General features: G+C 66.3%; 13 protein-coding genes and 1 pseudogene. 5 read left to right on the forward strand and 9 right to left on the reverse strand.

Annotated features, from left to right (window positions below; translation table 11 throughout):
* Nucleotides 1-479: pseudogene (locus QPK27_RS13800) on the forward strand (hypothetical protein); the annotation flags it as partial.
* 2 nt (nucleotides 480-481) lie between these two features.
* Here QPK27_RS13800 and QPK27_RS13805 read toward each other — a convergent pair.
* From QPK27_RS13805 to proV, 4 genes are all read right to left on the reverse strand, one after another.
* Nucleotides 482-1,141: a VTT domain-containing protein gene (locus QPK27_RS13805; RefSeq protein ID WP_290418824.1), complete on the reverse strand. Its 660-nt coding sequence runs from the start codon at nucleotides 1,139-1,141 to the stop codon at nucleotides 482-484.
* A gap of 171 nt (nucleotides 1,142-1,312) precedes the next feature.
* The gene (gene proX, locus QPK27_RS13810) at nucleotides 1,313-2,362 is read right to left on the reverse strand and encodes a glycine betaine/L-proline ABC transporter substrate-binding protein ProX (RefSeq protein WP_290418825.1); all 1,050 of its coding nucleotides are present in this window, start codon (nucleotides 2,360-2,362) and stop codon (nucleotides 1,313-1,315) included.
* A gap of 14 nt (nucleotides 2,363-2,376) precedes the next feature.
* Nucleotides 2,377-3,516 (reverse strand): glycine betaine/L-proline ABC transporter permease ProW, encoded by a 1,140-nt coding sequence (gene proW / locus QPK27_RS13815; protein WP_290418826.1) that lies wholly within the window; start codon nucleotides 3,514-3,516, stop codon nucleotides 2,377-2,379.
* Nucleotides 3,513-4,742 (reverse strand): glycine betaine/L-proline ABC transporter ATP-binding protein ProV, encoded by a 1,230-nt coding sequence (proV, locus tag QPK27_RS13820; protein ID WP_290418827.1) that lies wholly within the window; start codon nucleotides 4,740-4,742, stop codon nucleotides 3,513-3,515. The genes proW and proV overlap by 4 nt, the downstream gene beginning before the upstream one ends.
* A gap of 711 nt (nucleotides 4,743-5,453) precedes the next feature.
* On the opposite strand from proV, the gene hxsB reads away from it, so the two are divergent.
* From hxsB to QPK27_RS13840, 4 genes are all read left to right on the forward strand, one after another.
* Nucleotides 5,454-6,986: a His-Xaa-Ser system radical SAM maturase HxsB gene (gene hxsB, locus QPK27_RS13825; RefSeq protein WP_290418828.1), complete on the forward strand. Its 1,533-nt coding sequence runs from the start codon at nucleotides 5,454-5,456 to the stop codon at nucleotides 6,984-6,986.
* Nucleotides 6,974-8,101, forward strand: coding sequence for a His-Xaa-Ser system radical SAM maturase HxsC (gene hxsC, locus QPK27_RS13830; RefSeq protein ID WP_290418829.1), 1,128 nt, complete (start codon nucleotides 6,974-6,976; stop codon nucleotides 8,099-8,101). Before hxsB ends, hxsC begins: the two co-directional genes overlap by 13 nt.
* Entirely contained in the window at nucleotides 8,098-8,661 is a 564-nt protein-coding gene (gene hxsA, locus QPK27_RS13835; protein ID WP_290418830.1) for a His-Xaa-Ser repeat protein HxsA, read from the forward strand. The genes hxsC and hxsA overlap by 4 nt, the downstream gene beginning before the upstream one ends.
* Before the next feature lie 245 nt (nucleotides 8,662-8,906).
* Nucleotides 8,907-9,107 carry a hypothetical protein gene (locus QPK27_RS13840; protein WP_290418831.1) on the forward strand — a complete coding sequence of 67 codons (201 nt, stop codon included), beginning with the start codon at nucleotides 8,907-8,909 and terminating at the stop codon, nucleotides 9,105-9,107.
* 18 nt (nucleotides 9,108-9,125) lie between these two features.
* Here the strand turns inward: QPK27_RS13840 and QPK27_RS13845 are convergent, their stop codons facing one another.
* From QPK27_RS13845 to QPK27_RS13865, 5 genes are read right to left on the reverse strand one after another with little or no spacing between them, the layout of a single operon-like run.
* Nucleotides 9,126-10,559, reverse strand: coding sequence for an ABC transporter ATP-binding protein (locus tag QPK27_RS13845; protein WP_290418832.1), 1,434 nt, complete (start codon nucleotides 10,557-10,559; stop codon nucleotides 9,126-9,128).
* Nucleotides 10,556-11,392: an ABC transporter permease gene (locus QPK27_RS13850; RefSeq protein ID WP_290418833.1), complete on the reverse strand. Its 837-nt coding sequence runs from the start codon at nucleotides 11,390-11,392 to the stop codon at nucleotides 10,556-10,558. Before QPK27_RS13850 ends, QPK27_RS13845 begins: the two co-directional genes overlap by 4 nt.
* Nucleotides 11,389-12,366 (reverse strand): ABC transporter permease, encoded by a 978-nt coding sequence (locus QPK27_RS13855; RefSeq protein ID WP_290418834.1) that lies wholly within the window; start codon nucleotides 12,364-12,366, stop codon nucleotides 11,389-11,391. Before QPK27_RS13855 ends, QPK27_RS13850 begins: the two co-directional genes overlap by 4 nt.
* Nucleotides 12,357-13,958 (reverse strand): ABC transporter substrate-binding protein, encoded by a 1,602-nt coding sequence (locus QPK27_RS13860; RefSeq protein ID WP_290418835.1) that lies wholly within the window; start codon nucleotides 13,956-13,958, stop codon nucleotides 12,357-12,359. The genes QPK27_RS13855 and QPK27_RS13860 overlap by 10 nt, the downstream gene beginning before the upstream one ends.
* A gap of 2 nt (nucleotides 13,959-13,960) precedes the next feature.
* Nucleotides 13,961-16,039, reverse strand: coding sequence for a TonB-dependent siderophore receptor (locus QPK27_RS13865; RefSeq protein ID WP_290418836.1), 2,079 nt, complete (start codon nucleotides 16,037-16,039; stop codon nucleotides 13,961-13,963).
* Between the last annotated feature and the right edge of the window lie 17 nt (nucleotides 16,040-16,056).

Genomic DNA, 16,056 nt, shown 5'->3' on the forward strand with positions numbered 1-16,056 from the left:
GGCGCCGCGCCGGCGCGGTGCACTACCGCGGCAGCTACGGCAAGGTCGGCGTGATGCTGCAGGCGATGCGCTACCGCTACCGCACCGCGCACGGCGCCGACCAGACCTACGGCGGGCTCGACCCCAACAGCTTCGTGATCCTCGGCGGCTTCGGCTATCCTTTTCCGGTGGCGTCGGCGGGCGATATCTATATCGCCAATATCAGCTACGACCTGCCAGGCCGCATCGGGCCGTTCAGCCAGTTCAAGCTGTATAACGACTACAGCATCCTGCACAAGCGAAACAGCGCCTACCGCGATTCGGTGCAAAACGTCACCGGCATGAGTTTCTCGGCCGGGAAGTGGTCGTTCTACGCCGACTTCATGCTCGGCAAGCACCACCCCTATCTGTCGCCGGACCTGGGCGGACTGGCGTCGACCACGTCAGAGCACAAGGGATTCACGCGCAGGATCAACCTGCAGGCAGGTTATTACTTCTGACCTCAGCCGTCGTTGCGCGCCGCCGCAGCATTGCTGCGATAGCGCTCCTGCAGCCAGGCCACCAGGCCCGGCACCAACGACAGCACGATGATGCCGAGGATGACCGCGGTCAGGTTGTCGTTGACCCACTTGATGTTGCCGAAGGCGTAGCCGGCCACCGTGAGCGACACCACCCACAGCACGCCGCCGGCCACGTTATAGGAAATGAAGGTGCGATAGCGCATGCTGCCCAGCGCCGCGACGAACGGCGCCAGGGTGCGCACGATCGGCACGTAGCGCGCCAGCACGATCGTTTTCGGGCCGTGGCGCTCGAAGAAGCGTTCGGTATGGGCAATGTGCTCGGGCTTGATGAAGCGCAGCCGGTAGCCGTGTTTCACGCGGTCGCGGAACACGGTGCCGATCGCGAAATTGACGATGTCGCCGACCACGGCGGCCACGATCAGCAGCGGAATCAGCACCGGCAGCGACAGCATGCCTTTCGCCGCCAGCGCGCCGGTGACGAACAGCAGCGAATCGCCCGGCAGGAAGGGCATGATGACCAGGCCGGTCTCGACGAAGATCACCGCGAACAGCAGCACATAGACCAGCAGCTGGTATTCGGCGGCCAGCATGGAGAGATGGCGGTCAAGGTGGAGGAACCAGTCGAGTACGGTAGTCAGCATATTCTTTGTCGTTGGTGTGGGGCATTACCATGCGGGACGAGCCTGCATGGACCGGGGTGGAACGCGGTATTGTAGCGTGCGGCATGCTGATGCCGCGACAACGCACACATCGCGCGGCCCGACCGATACGCCACACGATGCACCGTCGGCCGGCCCCGGTGTCGACAAGGATCAGGGTTTGGCCGCCGCCCGTGCCTGCGCGATCCAGCTGTCGAACAGCGGCTGGTGGTACTTGATCCAGCCCGCCGTGTGGCGCGCGATGTCGGCCTTCGAGCCTTGGCCGTTGCGCACGCGCTCGTTCTGGGCGTTGATGTCGGCGATCGGCAGGCGCATGATCTCGAACAGCTTGACCGCCGCCGGGTTCTTCTCGGCCCAGGCGCGGTTGACCACGATGCGCGTGGTGTTCACCGAGAAGCCGTAGTTGCTGCCGTCGGCCATGCGGGTGTCAAGGCCCTCCGGGTTGGACGAGGAGGGCACTTGCAGCCACACCACGTCCTTGCCCGGCACCAGCACGCTGCTGACCCAGTACGGCGTCCAGGTGTAGTACAGGATCGGTTCGCCGCGCTGGTAGCGGCCGATGGTGTCGGCGATCAGCGCCGAATAGCTGCCCTGCACGTGCTTGACCGTCGGGCGCAGCTGGTAGCCGTCCATGTGGTGCTCGATCATCGCTTCGCAGCCCCAGCCCGGATCGCACCCGGTGAGGTCGGCCTTGCCGTCGCCGTCGTGGTCGAACAGCCTGGCGATGGCCGGGTCGCGCAGCTGGTCGATGTTCGTGATCTTGTACTTCTCGGCGGTGGCCTTGTCGATCAGGTAGCCTTGGGCGGCCGGGCCGGCATAGGCGCCGATGCGCAGCAGTTTGGCGTCGCCGCCGGCGTTCCGGTAGTAGTCCTGGTGCAGCGGGTCCCAGTGCACCGCCAGGAAGGTGGCGTCGCCGTTGCCGACCGCGATGTGCGCGGTCGGATAGGCGATCTCCTTGATCGGCTGGGTCTCGTAGCCCAGCGCTTGCAGCGCGCGGTCGACCAGCATGGTCTGGAAGGTTTCCTCGGCCAGCGGGCCCTGCAGCGCCTGCACCTTGATGCCCTTGCCGGGCAGGGCGGCGTCCGGCGTTTGCGCCATGGCCAGGCCGGTGCTCAAGGCGAGGGCGGCCAGCAGCAGGCCGGACAGGCGGCGGAAGCTGCGCCGGGCTTTGTAGGTGACGTTGAAGTGGTCAATATGTTGCATCAGTATCCTTTCTTTTATCGTGCGTTGGCGGACGTGGCGGGCGCAGTCGAAGATGCAGGCGAAGGTGCAGGCGTATCCGGACGGGCCGGATTGCCCTTCACCCGGCGCAGCACCAGGCCGACCGGGCCGGTCTGGTACCAGTGGCGCACGCCGCGGCGCGGCTGGCCCATGGCCTGGGTCAGGCGGTCCAGCGTGATGGCCAGCAGCACGATGCCCAGGCCACCCACGGTTGCCAGGCCCATGTCCAGGCGGCCAATACCGCGCAGCACCATCTGCCCCAGGCCACCGACCGCGATCATCGAGGCGATCACCACCATCGACAGTGACAGCATCAGCGACTGGTTGATGCCGGCCATGATCGACGGCATCGCCAGCGGCAGCTGCACGCGGCTCAGCATCTGCCAGGGCGAGGCGCCGTAAGCGCGCGCCGCCTCGATCAGGTCGGGCCGCACCTGGCGGATGCCGAGGTTGGTCAGTCGCACCAGCGGCGGCAGGGCGAAGATGATGGTCACGATCACGCCCGGCGCATTGCCGATACCGAACAGCATCACCACCGGCACCAGGTACACGAAGGCCGGCGTGGTCTGCATCGCGTCGAGCAGCGGGCGCAGGATGTTTTGCGCGCGGTCGCTGCTGGCCAGGAAGATCCCGAGCGGCAGGCCGATCGCCAGGCAGAATGCGAGCGAGGTCAGCACCAGCGACAGGGTGATCATCGCTTCCGGCCACACGCCCAGCAGCGACAGCACCATCAGCGCCACCACGGTGCCGAGCGCCAGCGTACGGCTGGTGAACTGCCAGGCCAGCAGGCCGATGATGGCGATCACCACCGCCGACGGCGCGGCCAGCAGCACGTGGCTGGCGCCGTTCAGCGTGGCGTCGATCGGCGCGCGCACCGCCTGGAACACGGGACGGAAATGCTCGACTACCCAGCCCAGGCCTTCGTTGATCCAGGCTTGCAGCGGCAGCGCGCCGTCGAAGATGTGGGCCAGGTCGAAGCCGGAGGCGTGTTCCGGGGCGGCGGCCGGCACCGCGTCGAGCCAGGAGGTGTCGGCCGGCGGGGATGGCAGCCAGGGATTGGCCTGGCTTGGGTCGACCGGGGCTTGTGCTGCGGCTTGTACTGCAGGTTGTACTGCGGCTGTGCTACTCGACATCATGCTTGTCCTTTCTGAGTCTCTGGAATGGCGGGCGTATCGCGGTCGAGGAACTTCAGCAAGGTGGTCTTGCTGATGGCGCCGCGGAACGCGCCGTCGTCGGCCACCACCGGCACCGCGTACGGCAACTGCGCCACCTGGCCGAACAGGCCGGCGACCGGTTCGTCGGCCTTGATGGTCTGCACGTCGGGCAGGAAGGCGTGCGCCAGGCCGAGCGGACCGGTATGGCCGTCGAGCGCGCTGCGCAGCGAATCGACCGACACCAGGCCCAGGTATTTGCGACCAGGGCTGACGACATAGGCGTAGGCGCGATCCTGTTCTTCCAGCATCGACAGCGCCGCACGCGAACCGCGCGCGGGCGACTCGGACACCACGGTCGGGCTCTTGCGCGCGATGTCGCCGGCCTTGAACACGGCCGCGGCGTCGACGCCGCGCACGAAGTTGCGCACGTAGTCGTTGGCGGGTTTGCGCAGGATGTCTTCCGGCGTCCCGACCTGCACCACGTGGCCGTCCTTCATGATGGCGATGCGGTCGCCGATGCGCATCGCTTCATCCAGATCGTGCGAGATGAAGACGATGGTGCGGCGCTTGATCTGCTGCAGGCGCAGCAGTTCGGACTGCATGTCGGTGCGCATGATCGGGTCGAGCGCCGAGAACGCTTCGTCCATCAGCAGGATCGACGGGTCGCTGGCCAGCGCGCGCGCCAGGCCGACGCGCTGCTGCATGCCGCCCGATAGTTCGTCGGGATAGCTGGCGCCGTAGCCGGCCAGTCCCACCTGTTCCAGCGCCTGTTGCGCCAGCGCGTGGCGCTCGGCCTTGGGCACGCCGGCCAGCTCCATGCCGAACGCGGTGTTGTCCAGCACGCTCACGTGCGGCAGCAGCGCGAACGACTGGAACACCATGCTGATGTCCTTGCGACGCAGCGCGCGCAGCTCGGCGTCGGGCAGGGTGTTGATGTCATGGCCGTCGATCAGGATGCTGCCGGCGGTCGGCTCGACCAGGCGGTTGAGCATGCGCACCAGGGTCGACTTGCCCGAGCCGGACAGGCCCATGATGACGAAGATCTCGCCCGCCTCGATGGTGAAGGTGGCGTCGAAGACGCCGATGGTGCAGCCGGTGCGGGCCAGGATGTCGGCCTTGCCGGCGCCTTCGCGCACCAGCGCCAGCGCGTCGTCCGGCTGGTCGCCGTAGACCTTGAAGACATGGTCGATGTTGATTTGTTTTGCCACGTGTGGTTCTCCTTCGATTTGGCGAATGGAATGAAACCCTGCTGCCATTGGCGCCAGTGGAATCAAGGGACCCCATGCCGGCGGCAATGCAGCGGCGCACGCGCGCGGCAACGAAAGACGGGAAGTCCCGTGCTTGCGGCGCAGCGGTGCCGACGATGGGTGTCGTACGCGTGTTAAAAGAGGCTGGGTGCAGGACTTTTAACGACGCAGGCAACGTGCAGTGCACGGAGCCGGGATGCCGGACGCAGGCAGGTGCCGGTGCTTCGGGCGATTACGGGATACGGGCGCAAGGCCCAGGAATGGATTCCCACGCAAGGCGCGGAAAAACGGGTGCAGCGGAAGTCTTGTGCAGACAATTGTTATTAATTGTCATCAATTGTAATGCAAATACACAACAAAGTCAATTGGCATTCTGAAAAGGATGTGCTAGGAAGGTGCGTTGGCGCACCAAACTCGGCAGTTGGCGGCTTGCGCGCGACTCAGCTTGTTGTTCGCTCCGCGCGTCCTGAAAGTTAGCAGGTCGATGAACTACGCGAAGCGGCAATCGGACTCGTAGCAAAGGTCTTCGGTCAAGGATGGGTAGCGCTATTGGAGTCCGAATCGTGAAGTTAACTATATATTCGAATTCCCAATGCAGTGACAATATGCAATCTTTCGGCCAAGAAAAGCCTGCTAAGCTCGTGTGAAAGTAGATCAATAGTGATTCGACCGATGCATCCCTTAGTGTTCCACCCGCGCCCAACGACAAAAAATGAGTTTGACAAGTTTGAACAGCCACTACTCTTGGAGGCGGGCAGGCCTGCTTCGGATAAGACGCTTCCATTTGATATTCGCGTGCTCAAGGACGGTACTCTGGTTGGCATCTCGATGTCAGGCGAACACCTGTTTCTCCAACAGAGTGAAGTGGATGCTTTGCTGACGGATCCGTCCGGTCTCCCACCCAGGCGCAGAGCCGACATGGCCGCCCGATTTTTCTTGCCAAATCATGGGCGCAACGTCGGCAAGGAGCGACTGCTCGCCGCACGGCGTGCAGCGAAGCACGAGACCGTCACGTCGGGGCCTTCGCTCCATATCATCGTGCCGACGCTTCAATGCGGGCATACCTGCCAGTACTGTCAAGTAAGCCGCGCGCAGACCGACGCCGGGTTTTCCATGTCGCCTGCCATGCTCGATTCTGCATGCGACCGTGTATGGGAGAGCAACGCCGACGATCTGACGGTCGAGTTTCAGGGCGGCGATCCTCTGGTGCGCTTCGATCTGATCGTCCGCGCCGTAGACAAACTGACCCACTTGAACCACGAGGGACGACGGAGGATCCGGTTTGTCGTGGCATCGACATTGCATCAATTGACGCAGGAAATGTGCGAGTACTTTCGCATCAAGGGCGTGGTGTTGTCGACCAGCCTCGATGGCCCGGAGCATCTGCACAACCGCAACCGCCCGGTTCCAGGAAGGGATAGTTTCCGGCGTACTGTTGAGGGCATCAGGTTAGCCCGGCAGCACGTCGGCGAGCATGCTGTGTCAGCCCTGATGACAACGACCCGAGCGTCACTGGCCTATCCGGAGGAAATCGTCGACGAATATGTTCGACAGGGTTTTCCGGAGATATTTCTGCGCCCACTGAGCGTGTATGGATTCGCCAAGCGTAATTTGACACGGATCGGTTATTCGCGCGAGGAGTTCCAGGGATTTTACGATCGGGCGCTTGCACGAATCATGTGGTGGAACGGGCGAGGTGTCGCTCTGCGTGAGGTGTATATGTCGGTCGTCATGAACAAACTGCTGTCGACATTCGACGCGGGCTACGTCGACCTTCAAAGTGAAAGCGGCACTGGCGCCAGCGTGCTGGTCTATAACTACGACGGCTGGGTGTATCCAAGCGACGAGGCGCGCATGCTCGTCGAGACCGGCGATACGAGCCTGCGCATGGGCCGGGTGACGGATTCGCTGGAGCATTTGCTGTCTTGCTCCACGGGCCAGCGAATGCGGCAGGCCAGCGAAGCGGCAGCGGTCGACTGCATTGCCTGCGCCTATCGTCATTATTGCGCACCAAATCCGGTCGATAGCCAAGCGCAGTTTGGAAGGCCCGATGTGCCTGCGCACGAGACGGAGCATTGCCTGCGTCATCAATGGCTGTTCGATACCGCGTTCGCGCTGCTGCATGCGGCCGCACCTGATATGGAAGAAACGTTTCATGACTGGGCCAGACCAAATGCCATGGCGGAGGCGTCATGCGACAGGTGAGCATCGGACTGCCCATGGCGACGGAGCCAGGCATCCTTCGTGTCGTGGACGTGCAATCGCTTGCAGAGCAATGGCGTGACGATCTGCGCTTCCTGGTACTCGCACCAAACGCAGCGACATACGAGCAGGTCGAGCAATGGCGCGCCCGAGGACTGCGCAATATCGCGCCGGTGACCGCAGACGGACTGGAAGAGGGCGATGTCGTCGACTGCAATCCTGATCGCGCCAGGGCCATCGTGCTGTTTCGTGAAAGTGATGCGCACCACAGCTTGTTTCTGACGAACCGTTGTAACAGCTACTGCTTGATGTGCTCCCAGCCACCTACCAGGCACGATGATGGATGGCTGGTCGAGCACGCGATCGAGATCGTACGCCATGCGAGGGTCGCGCCAGCGGTGATCGGCATCTCCGGCGGCGAGCCCCTACTCGCGAGCGAAGGGCTTCAGCGCGTTTTCGCGACCATCAGGAAGTGCTGGCCGGATACCGTGATCGAAATCCTGACTAACGGCCGCCTGTTGCATCAAGCCCGGGTTCGTCAAGCGCTGTTCAGCGAACTACCCACGAATGTGCGTTGGCTGGTGCCGCTGTACGGTCACGCCGACTTCCTGCACGACTTCGTGGTGCAGTCACCGGGGGCGTTTGACGAAACGCTCGAGGGTTTGCTCACCCTGCAGTCGTTGCAACAGCCCATCCAGCTGAGAATCGTCTTGATCGAACCGGTGCTGGACATCCTGGACGAGCTATGCCGCTTTATCGGGCAGAACCTGCCGTTTGTCGAATGCGTTGCGCTGATGGCCTGCGAGCCGACGGGTTTCGCACTTGCCAACCGCGATCTGTGCGAACTGGATCTGCTCGACGCGGCGCCGATGCTGGACCGTGCTTCGCGCATACTCGAGCGTTACCAAGTGCGTCACGTCTTCATGAATGCTCCGTTATGCGCGCTGCCGCCGCGTCTATGGGGACGCGCAACCCGTAGTATTTCTGATTGGAAGAACACCTACGCGGATGAGTGCGCGCGCTGTTCGGTCAAGGATCGTTGCTGCGGGCTGTTCTCGTGGCATGAACGGAATTGGAAACCAACCAAACTCAAGCCGATAGAGGAGACGGCAGTATGAGCAAATTTATCCGGAATATTGCCTTGTTTATTGCCGGACTACCGCTTGCCACCACGCGCGCAGCGGATGTGCCCACACCTGATGCGCCCCGGTACACCGACCTGGATAATGCGGTTTCGCTTCGTCCGCTCAATTTTGACATGGACAATCTGTTTGCATCGCACCGGTCTCACTCCTCCCACCGGTCACATTCGAGCCACCGATCACATTACTCGAGCTCCGGATCGGGCAGTAGCTATGTACCCAGCTCATCTTATGTGACGCCGTCAACGAGTTCGTCGTTGCCATCCTCGTCCACGACACCCTCGACCAGCAGTTACGTCGCCGATGACGTCGAAAGCCGCCCAACCCTGAGCGTGGACGAGAAACTCCGGCTGCAGGTGATTCGCGTGCAGATCAGGCTAAACAGTTTACAGCTCTATGATGGCCAAATTGACGGCGTCTTCGGCGAGGAGACGAAAGACGCCTTAAAACTCTTCCAAAGGGTAAAGGAGCTGCCTGTCACGGGGTTGATGAGTACACCGACCTTAAATGCGCTGGGTATCTCCGCAGTCAAGTAGTCCGAGAATGGTCGGGGCAAGCCGCGTTGAATGGGGCGCGCCAGACATCGCGCAGCCCTGCCCGTAGTCGCAGTTGCGTTGGCCGCTCAGGTCTCAGGCCGCGCAAAACTCGCCGTGGCCCCCTGTTTGCTGAACTGTCTTGTGCTCTCTGTACGACAAGCGCACGCTTGCGTGACAATGTATTTGCAGGCAGTCCGGTCGAGGAGTAAGCTGAATCTACAAAAACGCTTACAGCGGAGACAATCATGAAAATTCGACTCGCATCCCCGAACCTCGCAGCGCTGTTTCATCGTCCCACCCATCTCGGCAGCCACCTGCGCGGCCACGAAGGGATCTTCCGCGTCATTCAACTCGTGCTGATGGTGGTGGTGGCGCTGTTCTGCGCCAAGCTGATCGCCAGCGGCGCCGTGATGGCGTTGCGGGCGCTCAGCGGATTCATCTCCTGAGCGTGGACGCGCCGCCGATCAGTCGGCCGGCGCGCTTGACCCAAGTGCGATGCGTCGGCTCGCGACGCTGCGCACGATGTCCGCATCGTGCGTGACCAGCAGCAGCGCGCAGCGCCGACGCTGCACGTGCTCGAGCAGGAGCGCGAACACATCCTGCTGCGTGACCGGATCGAGGCGCGACGTCGGCTCGTCGGCGAAGATCAGCGCCGGCTGCATGAGCAGCACGCGCGCCAGCGCGATGCGCTGTAGCTCGCCGCCCGAGACCTGGTGCGGCAGGCGGTCGAGCAGGGCCGGTGCCAGGCGCATCCGCGCCAGCAGGGCCTCCAGCTCGGCCCAGTCCAGGCCATGCAGCTGCACCAGATCGCGCAGCGACTGGCGCAGGCGGATGCGCGGCGCGAAGGCGGCGCCGGGATCCTGCTGGATCTTCTGGAACGCGGTTGGGGCCAGGCCCTGCGCGCGCTGCACGCGCCCGCGGTCCGGCCGCGCCACGCCCAGCACGATGTTGCCGAAGGTGGTCTTGCCCGACCCGCTCGGCCCGCTCACGGCGACGATTTCGCCGGCCGCGATGCGCGCATCGACGTCGCCGAACAGGCGCTGACGCCCGAACGACTTGGTGAGCCCCTCGACCTGCACGATCGCGCCGCTACCCGGCGCGAGTATGGACGCGCGCCAGGCCGGCCAGCTGCCCGGATCGGCCGCCAGCAGGCGCCGCGTGTAATCCTGCTGCGGCGCCGCCAGCAGCTGCGCGGCCTCGCCCTGTTCGATCAGCGCGCCTTCCAGCATCACGGCGAGCTGGCCGCCGAGCGCGCGCGCCAGCCAGATGTCGTGGGTGATGCACAGCAGGCTCATGCCCTCGGCCTGCGCCGCGCGCAGCAGTTCCAGCACTTCGCCGCGGCGTTCCAGATCGAGCCCCTTGGTCGGCTCGTCGATGATCATCAGGGGCGCGCCGGCCGCGTGGGTGGCCAGGAAGGCGACGCGCTGCGCCATGCCGCCGGAGAGCATGAACGGATACTTGTGCGCCGCGTCCTGCAGGCCGAGCGAAGCCAGGGCGCGCGCGGCGAGGTCACGCGCGCCGCGCCATGGCGAGCGCCTGACCAGCGCATGGGTCTCGGCGACCTGCTCGCGCACGCGCATGGTCGGGTCGAGCGCCAGCCAGGGTTCCTGCGGCAGCAGCGCCAGGCGCCGGCCCCAGAGCGCATGGCGGCTGGACTGCGCGGCGGCGTTGGTGGTTTCGCCGCCGATCACGACGCGGCCTTCGCAGCGCAGCGGCGCCGGCAGGTTGCCCATGATGGCTTGCGCCAGCAGCGATTTGCCGGAGCCGCTTTCGCCCAGCAGCGTCAGCACGCCGCCGGCCGGAATCGCGAACGAGATGTCGCGCACCAGCGCGCGCTCGCCGTGCAGGACGGATAAGCCTTCGACCGTCAGCGCGGGGATCGTGGAACGGTGGTTCATGCGGCCTCCCGTTCCGGCGCCAGCAGCAGCAGGCCAAGCAGCGTCAGGAACAGCAGCAGCACCGGCGCGCCGATCAGCCACGGCGTTTCGCCGTAGTACGGCAGCAGTTCGATCATCATCACCCCCAGCTCCGGCGTCGGCGGCTGCAGGCCGACGCCGACGAAGCCGAGCGCCGACATCGCCAGCACCGCGCCGGCAAAGCCGAAGCGCATCAGCGTGAGGAGGCGCGGCAGCAGTTCGGGCATCAGGTGGCGGCGCACGATGTAGACCGGGCCGAAGCCGAGCAGGCGCGCCGCCTCGACGTGCGGGCTGGCCAGCAGGATGCGGCCGGCCGCGCGCACCACGCGAAAGTACTCGACCCACAGCGCCAGCGAAATGCCGACGTACAGCGGCCAGAAACCGCCCGGCGTGAACGCCGTCAGGAGCAGCACCAGCAGCAGCCCGGGCAGCGCCAGCACGGCGTCGGCGAAGGCCGCCAGCGCGCGCTCGGGCCAGCCGCCGCGCCACGCCGCCAGCAGGCCAAGCAGGGTGCCGGGAATCGCCGCGGACAGCACGCTCAGGCCCGCCAGCGTCAGCGACAGGCGCGCGCCGTGGGCCAGGCGCGCCAGCATGTCGCGCCCTAGTTGGTCGAAGCCGAGCGGATGCGCCAGGCTCGGGTTTTCCAGGAAGCGTTCGAGCTGCTGGCGCGCCGGGTCGATGCCGACCAGCCAGGGGCCGAACAGGGCGAACAGCCCGATCGCGCCGAGCAGCACGATGCCGGCCAGCTGGGCGCGATTCAAGCGGCGCGCGGGCGCGTCGTCGATGACGAGTTCGGGAGCAAGGTGGGCGTTCATGCGCGGCGGCGTGGATCGATGATGGCGCAGGCGGTATCGACCAGCGCGTTGAACAGGACGAACATCAATCCCAACACCAGCGCGGTGCCCTGGATCATCGGCACGTCGCGGCTGAAGATCGCGTGCACCAGCGCGTGGCCGATGCCGGGCCAGGCGAAGATGGTCTCCACCAGCACCACGCCTTCGACCAGGTACACCAGCTGCACGCCGAGATACGCCACGGTCGGCGCGGCGACGTTGCGCAGGCCATGCCGCAGCAGCGCCTGGCGCATCGTCAAGCCCTTGGTCAGGGCAAAGGCGAAATACGCCGAGCCGCGCACCTGCACCATGGCATCGCGCGCGACGCGGCACGAGACCGCGGCCATGCCGAGCGCCAGCGTCAGCGCCGGCAGCACCATGCTGCCATGGTCGTCGTGCCCGGCCGCCGGCAGCACGCCCAGCTTGACCGAGAACACCAGCACCAGCACCAGGCCAAGCAGGAACGAGGGCAGCGCGCGCAGCACCACCGACACGCCCAGCGTGAAGCGATCGAGCAGGCCGCCCGGCTTCAGGCCGGCCAGCACGCCCAGCGTGGGGCCGACCAGCAGCGAGAAGAACATCGCCAGCAGCGACAGCTTGACGGTCGGACCCAGCTGGCGCGCGATCTCCACCGTGACCGGCTGCGCCGTCACCTGCGACACGCCCAGGTCGAACTGCAGCAGGCGCGCCCACCAGTCGCCCAGCGCCGCCAGCCACGGGCGGTCCAGCCCGAGTTCGATGCGCACCGCCTCTGCGGCTGCGCTGGTCACCATGTCGTAGCCGTAGCGGCCGGCCGCGATGCGGTATGCCATATCGCCCGGCAGCATGCGCGTCATGAAGAAGCACAGCGTGCCGACCAGCAGCGCGACCAGCGCCGCCTGCAGCAGGCGCTGCGCGAGCGCGGCGCCGATGCCGCGCCAGGCAGGGCTGAACCCTGAATCCGTTCTCAATTCCATACCAGGTGCGAAATCCTGTAGCTGCGTTCAAAGGGATCGATGCTGGCGCCGTCGATGCGGCGGCTGGTGGCGCACACCTGCCGGTACCAGACCACGGGGATCAGGGGCAGCTCGGATTGTAGAACGGCGGCCACCCTCGCGCGGTCGGCGCGCGCCAGCGCCGGCGCAGTCTGCGTGCCCGACGCCAGGCGCGCCAGCGTGGCCGGCACCTCGGCGTTGCGCCAGCCCATCGCGCCCCAGTCGCCGCCATCGCGCCCGAAATCCTGCAGCAGCGTCGCCACCGGATCCGGCAGGTTGCCGAAGTTGCGCGCCACCAGTCCCATTTGCAGCGAGCCGCTGCGGTGCCCGGCCGGGATGTCGCTCGAGTTCCCGATCACCACCCGCACGGCGATGCCGATCTGGCGCATCTCTTCCTGCAGCGCGGTGGCGATCAGCGGCAGTTCGGGGCGGTCGACGAAGGTGGTCAGCGACAGCGCCAGGCGCACGCCGTCCCGCACGCGGATGCCGTCGGCGCCAGGCTTCCAGCCGGCCTGTTCGAGCAGGGCGCGCGCTGCGGCCGGATCGGTGCGCAGCGGCGCCAGCGACGGGTCGTGCCAACCCGTCATCGACGGCGGAAACAACTGGGTCGCGCCCAGGTCGGGGTCGCGCAGCAGGGCGCGTGCGATGCCGTGGCGCTCGACGCACAGCGCGATTGCGCGCCGCACCCGCACGTCGGCCAGCAGCGGATGACCGCTATTGAGCTTGATGAAGGTGGTGCGCGGCAGCATCTGCGACAGCAAGACCGCTTTTGGGCTGCGCTGCAGCGCGCGGATGCTGGGCGGGTCGAGCGAGAAGGCGAGGTCGCCCTGGCCGCTCTGCACCAGCAGGGTGCGCGTCTCGGCGCGCGCCACGCTGATGTAGCGCGCGCGCTGGATGCGGCCCGGAATCGCCAGCCCGCCGTAGCCGGCGAAGCGCTCGACGTCGAAACCCTGCGGCAGCGACATCGAGGCGATCCTGAACGGCCCGCTGCCGACGATGCGCACCACGTTGCCCTGGGCGTCGAACGAGGACGGGGCCAGGATCTGGACCGAGTAATGGGTGAGCAGGTAGGGCAGCGGCGCAAACGGGCGATCGAGCGTGATCACGATGGCGCCGGCGTCGAGCGCGATGCTGCGGATGCCGGCCATGTTCAATACCCCGGGACGGGCGTGGGCGCGGCGCAGGCAGGCCAGCACGCTTTCCGGCGTGACCTCGCTGCCGTCGTGGTAGCGGCGGTTGCCGCGCAGCGTGAAGCGCCATTCCAGGCCGTCATCGGACACCTGCCAGCGCGAGGCCAGGCGCACCTGCAGGCGGCCGCGGTCGTCGACGTCGAGCAGGGTCTCGACCACCTCCATGCGCGCGAACATGTAGCCGGAGCGCGAAGGGTCGATGCCGGTCAGTTCCCACGGGCCGACCACGGTCAATACGTCGGCCGCGGCGGCGGTGAAGGTGTGCGAATGCGGGCCGGGACGGTTGTCGGCATTGGCGCCGTGCCACGGCAGCAGTGCGGCGCTGCCGGCCGCCAGCACGGTACGGCGCAGTCGCCGGCGCGATGGTGTGATCGGTCGACCCATGCTCAGAACCGGTAGCGCGCGTTGAGCCGCACGTTGCGCCCGGCGCCGGGCGTCACCCACATGGCGCTGTACGAACTGGCGTAGTAGCGCCGGTCGAACAGGTTGTCCACGTTCAGCGCGAACTGCAGCCTGCGGTTGGGTGCGTACGAAGCCACCAGCATGGCGGTGGTGTACGACGGCAGCATGAAGCTGTTCGAGGCCGCCACGTCGCCCCTGCGCTCGCCGACGTAGCTGACGCCCCCGCCCAGCATCACAACGCCGCCGCCGTCGCCCAGCGTGAAGCGCGGCGTCACCAGGAGGTTGGCGCTGTGCTTCGGCACGTTGGGGAAGCGGCTGCCGGTGAGGATGGCGTTGTCTCCCTGGGTCACGACGGCGTCGGTAAAGGCATAGGCCAGCGACATGCGCACGTGGCGCAGGATGTCGCCGGCCACGTCGAGCTCGACCCCCTTGCTCTCGACCGCGCCGGCCGGCACCGAGAAATCGGTGTTGCGCGGATCGTAGGTGAGCACGTTGTCCTTGGTGATGCGGTACAGTGCCAGCGTGGTGCTGATCTTGCCGTCAAGGCTGTCGACCTTGGCCCCGACCTCATAGGCGCGGCTGCTCTCGGCCGGGAAGGCTTCGTTGTCCAGGCTGATGCCGCTGTTAGGGCGGAAGCCCTTGGCCGCGCTGGCGTACAGCGACAGGGTGGCGCTCGGCTGGTACACCAGGCCGGCGCGCGGGCTGGTGGCGCCCAGCGACTGTTGGCTGGTGCGGGCAAGGCGGCGGTTCTCGACCGACTGGTCGTAGCTGTCGCGGCGTATGCCGAGCAGGGCCTTCCAGCGCGGCGCCAGGTCGAGCTGGTCCTGCAGGTAGAGCGCGCGCGAACGCTGGCGCTCGCGCGTCGATGCCGACAGGGTCAGCGGCGCGGCAATGCTGCCATACACGGGTGCGTAGATGTCGACCGCGTGCTGCGCCCCGGCGCCCGGATTGCGGCGCAGCTGGATGCGGTCGTCGTCGAAGGCATAGGCGTCGGCGCCGAGAAGCACGTGGTGCGTGACCGCGCCGGTGGCGACCGTGCCGACGGCTTCGATGCGTCCCGAGCGGTCGACGCCGGCCCAGTCGTTCAGGCGCCGCTGGCGGCGCAGGGTGCGGCCGTCGGGCGCGATGTCGTTGGCCTGCGACGAGAAGCCGCGCAGCGAACTGTCGCGGTACGACACGCCGCCCTGCAGCGACCAGGCGGCGTTCAGCTCGTGGCGCACGAACAGCTGCTGGCCGACCGACTTGATGGTGACCTTGCCGTCGTCCGGCTCGCCGAGGAAGCGCGAATTGGGTATCAATCCCAGCACGCCGTTCACCGCCACCACGCCGCGGTCGAACGGGGCGCGCTGCCTGGTGGCCTCGATTTCGTACGAGATGGTGGTGGCTTCGCCGATCAGCCACACGAACGACGGCGCCATCAACATGCGCTCGATGTCGATGTGGTCGCGGAAGGTGTCTCCCTGTTCGTAGGCGGCGTTCAGGCGGTAGGCGACGTTGGCGCTGACCGGGCCAGTCAGGTCGACCGTGCTGCGCCTGGCGCCGAAGCGGTCGATGCCGACGCTGGCCGCGTAGCTGGGGGCGAACCTTGGCTTCTTGGTGACGATGTTGACCGTGCCGCCCGGTTCGCCCCGTCCGTACAGCGCCGAGGCCGGGCCTTTCAGCACTTCGACGCTGTCGGTATTGGCGCCGTCGCGCACGCCGTTGTACCCGCGGCTGGAGCTGAAGCCGTTGACCATGTAGTCGGAACCGAAATTCGGGTCGCCGGTGAAGCCGCGCATGGCGTAGCTGTCCCACAGGCCGCCCAGGTTGCTCTGGCGCGAGATGCCGCTGGCCAGGTCGAGGGCGCCGGCAAGGGTCGTGACGCCGGCATCGTCCAGCAGGTCGCCGGTGATCACGCGCACGCTCTGCGGCAGGTCCTTCAGGTCGGTGTCGGTCTTGGTGGCGCCGGTGGCCGACAGGCTGCGGTAGTTCTGGCGCTGGCCTTCGATCACGACCTGCTGGTCATTGGCGTGGGCGTGGGCGCCGAAGGGGCAGGCGCTCAGCGCCAGGGCGAGCGCGGTCATGCGCGGAGGAAGAAGGA

This window comes from Massilia sp. YIM B02443, from assembly GCF_030411955.1.
In the GTDB taxonomy this organism is placed as follows: Bacteria; Pseudomonadota; Gammaproteobacteria; order Burkholderiales; family Burkholderiaceae_D; genus Telluria.

What these genes read in the sequence shown, in the direction of transcription:
- QPK27_RS13805 (WP_290418824.1), bottom strand. Translation starts at nt 1,141, where the DNA reads ATGCTGACTACCGTACTCGACTGGTTCCTCCACCTTGACCGCCATCTC.
- hxsB (WP_290418828.1), top strand. Translation starts at nt 5,454, where the DNA reads ATGCATCCCTTAGTGTTCCACCCGCGCCCAACGACAAAAAATGAGTTT.
- proW (WP_290418826.1), bottom strand. Translation starts at nt 3,516, where the DNA reads ATGATGTCGAGTAGCACAGCCGCAGTACAACCTGCAGTACAAGCCGCA.
- QPK27_RS13845 (WP_290418832.1), bottom strand. Translation starts at nt 10,559, where the DNA reads ATGAACCACCGTTCCACGATCCCCGCGCTGACGGTCGAAGGCTTATCC.
- QPK27_RS13855 (WP_290418834.1), bottom strand. Translation starts at nt 12,366, where the DNA reads ATGGAATTGAGAACGGATTCAGGGTTCAGCCCTGCCTGGCGCGGCATC.
- QPK27_RS13850 (WP_290418833.1), bottom strand. Translation starts at nt 11,392, where the DNA reads ATGAACGCCCACCTTGCTCCCGAACTCGTCATCGACGACGCGCCCGCG.
- QPK27_RS13840 (WP_290418831.1), top strand. Translation starts at nt 8,907, where the DNA reads ATGAAAATTCGACTCGCATCCCCGAACCTCGCAGCGCTGTTTCATCGT.
- hxsC (WP_290418829.1), top strand. Translation starts at nt 6,974, where the DNA reads ATGCGACAGGTGAGCATCGGACTGCCCATGGCGACGGAGCCAGGCATC.
- QPK27_RS13860 (WP_290418835.1), bottom strand. Translation starts at nt 13,958, where the DNA reads ATGGGTCGACCGATCACACCATCGCGCCGGCGACTGCGCCGTACCGTG.
- hxsA (WP_290418830.1), top strand. Translation starts at nt 8,098, where the DNA reads ATGAGCAAATTTATCCGGAATATTGCCTTGTTTATTGCCGGACTACCG.
- QPK27_RS13865 (WP_290418836.1), bottom strand. Translation starts at nt 16,039, where the DNA reads ATGACCGCGCTCGCCCTGGCGCTGAGCGCCTGCCCCTTCGGCGCCCAC.
- proX (WP_290418825.1), bottom strand. Translation starts at nt 2,362, where the DNA reads ATGCAACATATTGACCACTTCAACGTCACCTACAAAGCCCGGCGCAGC.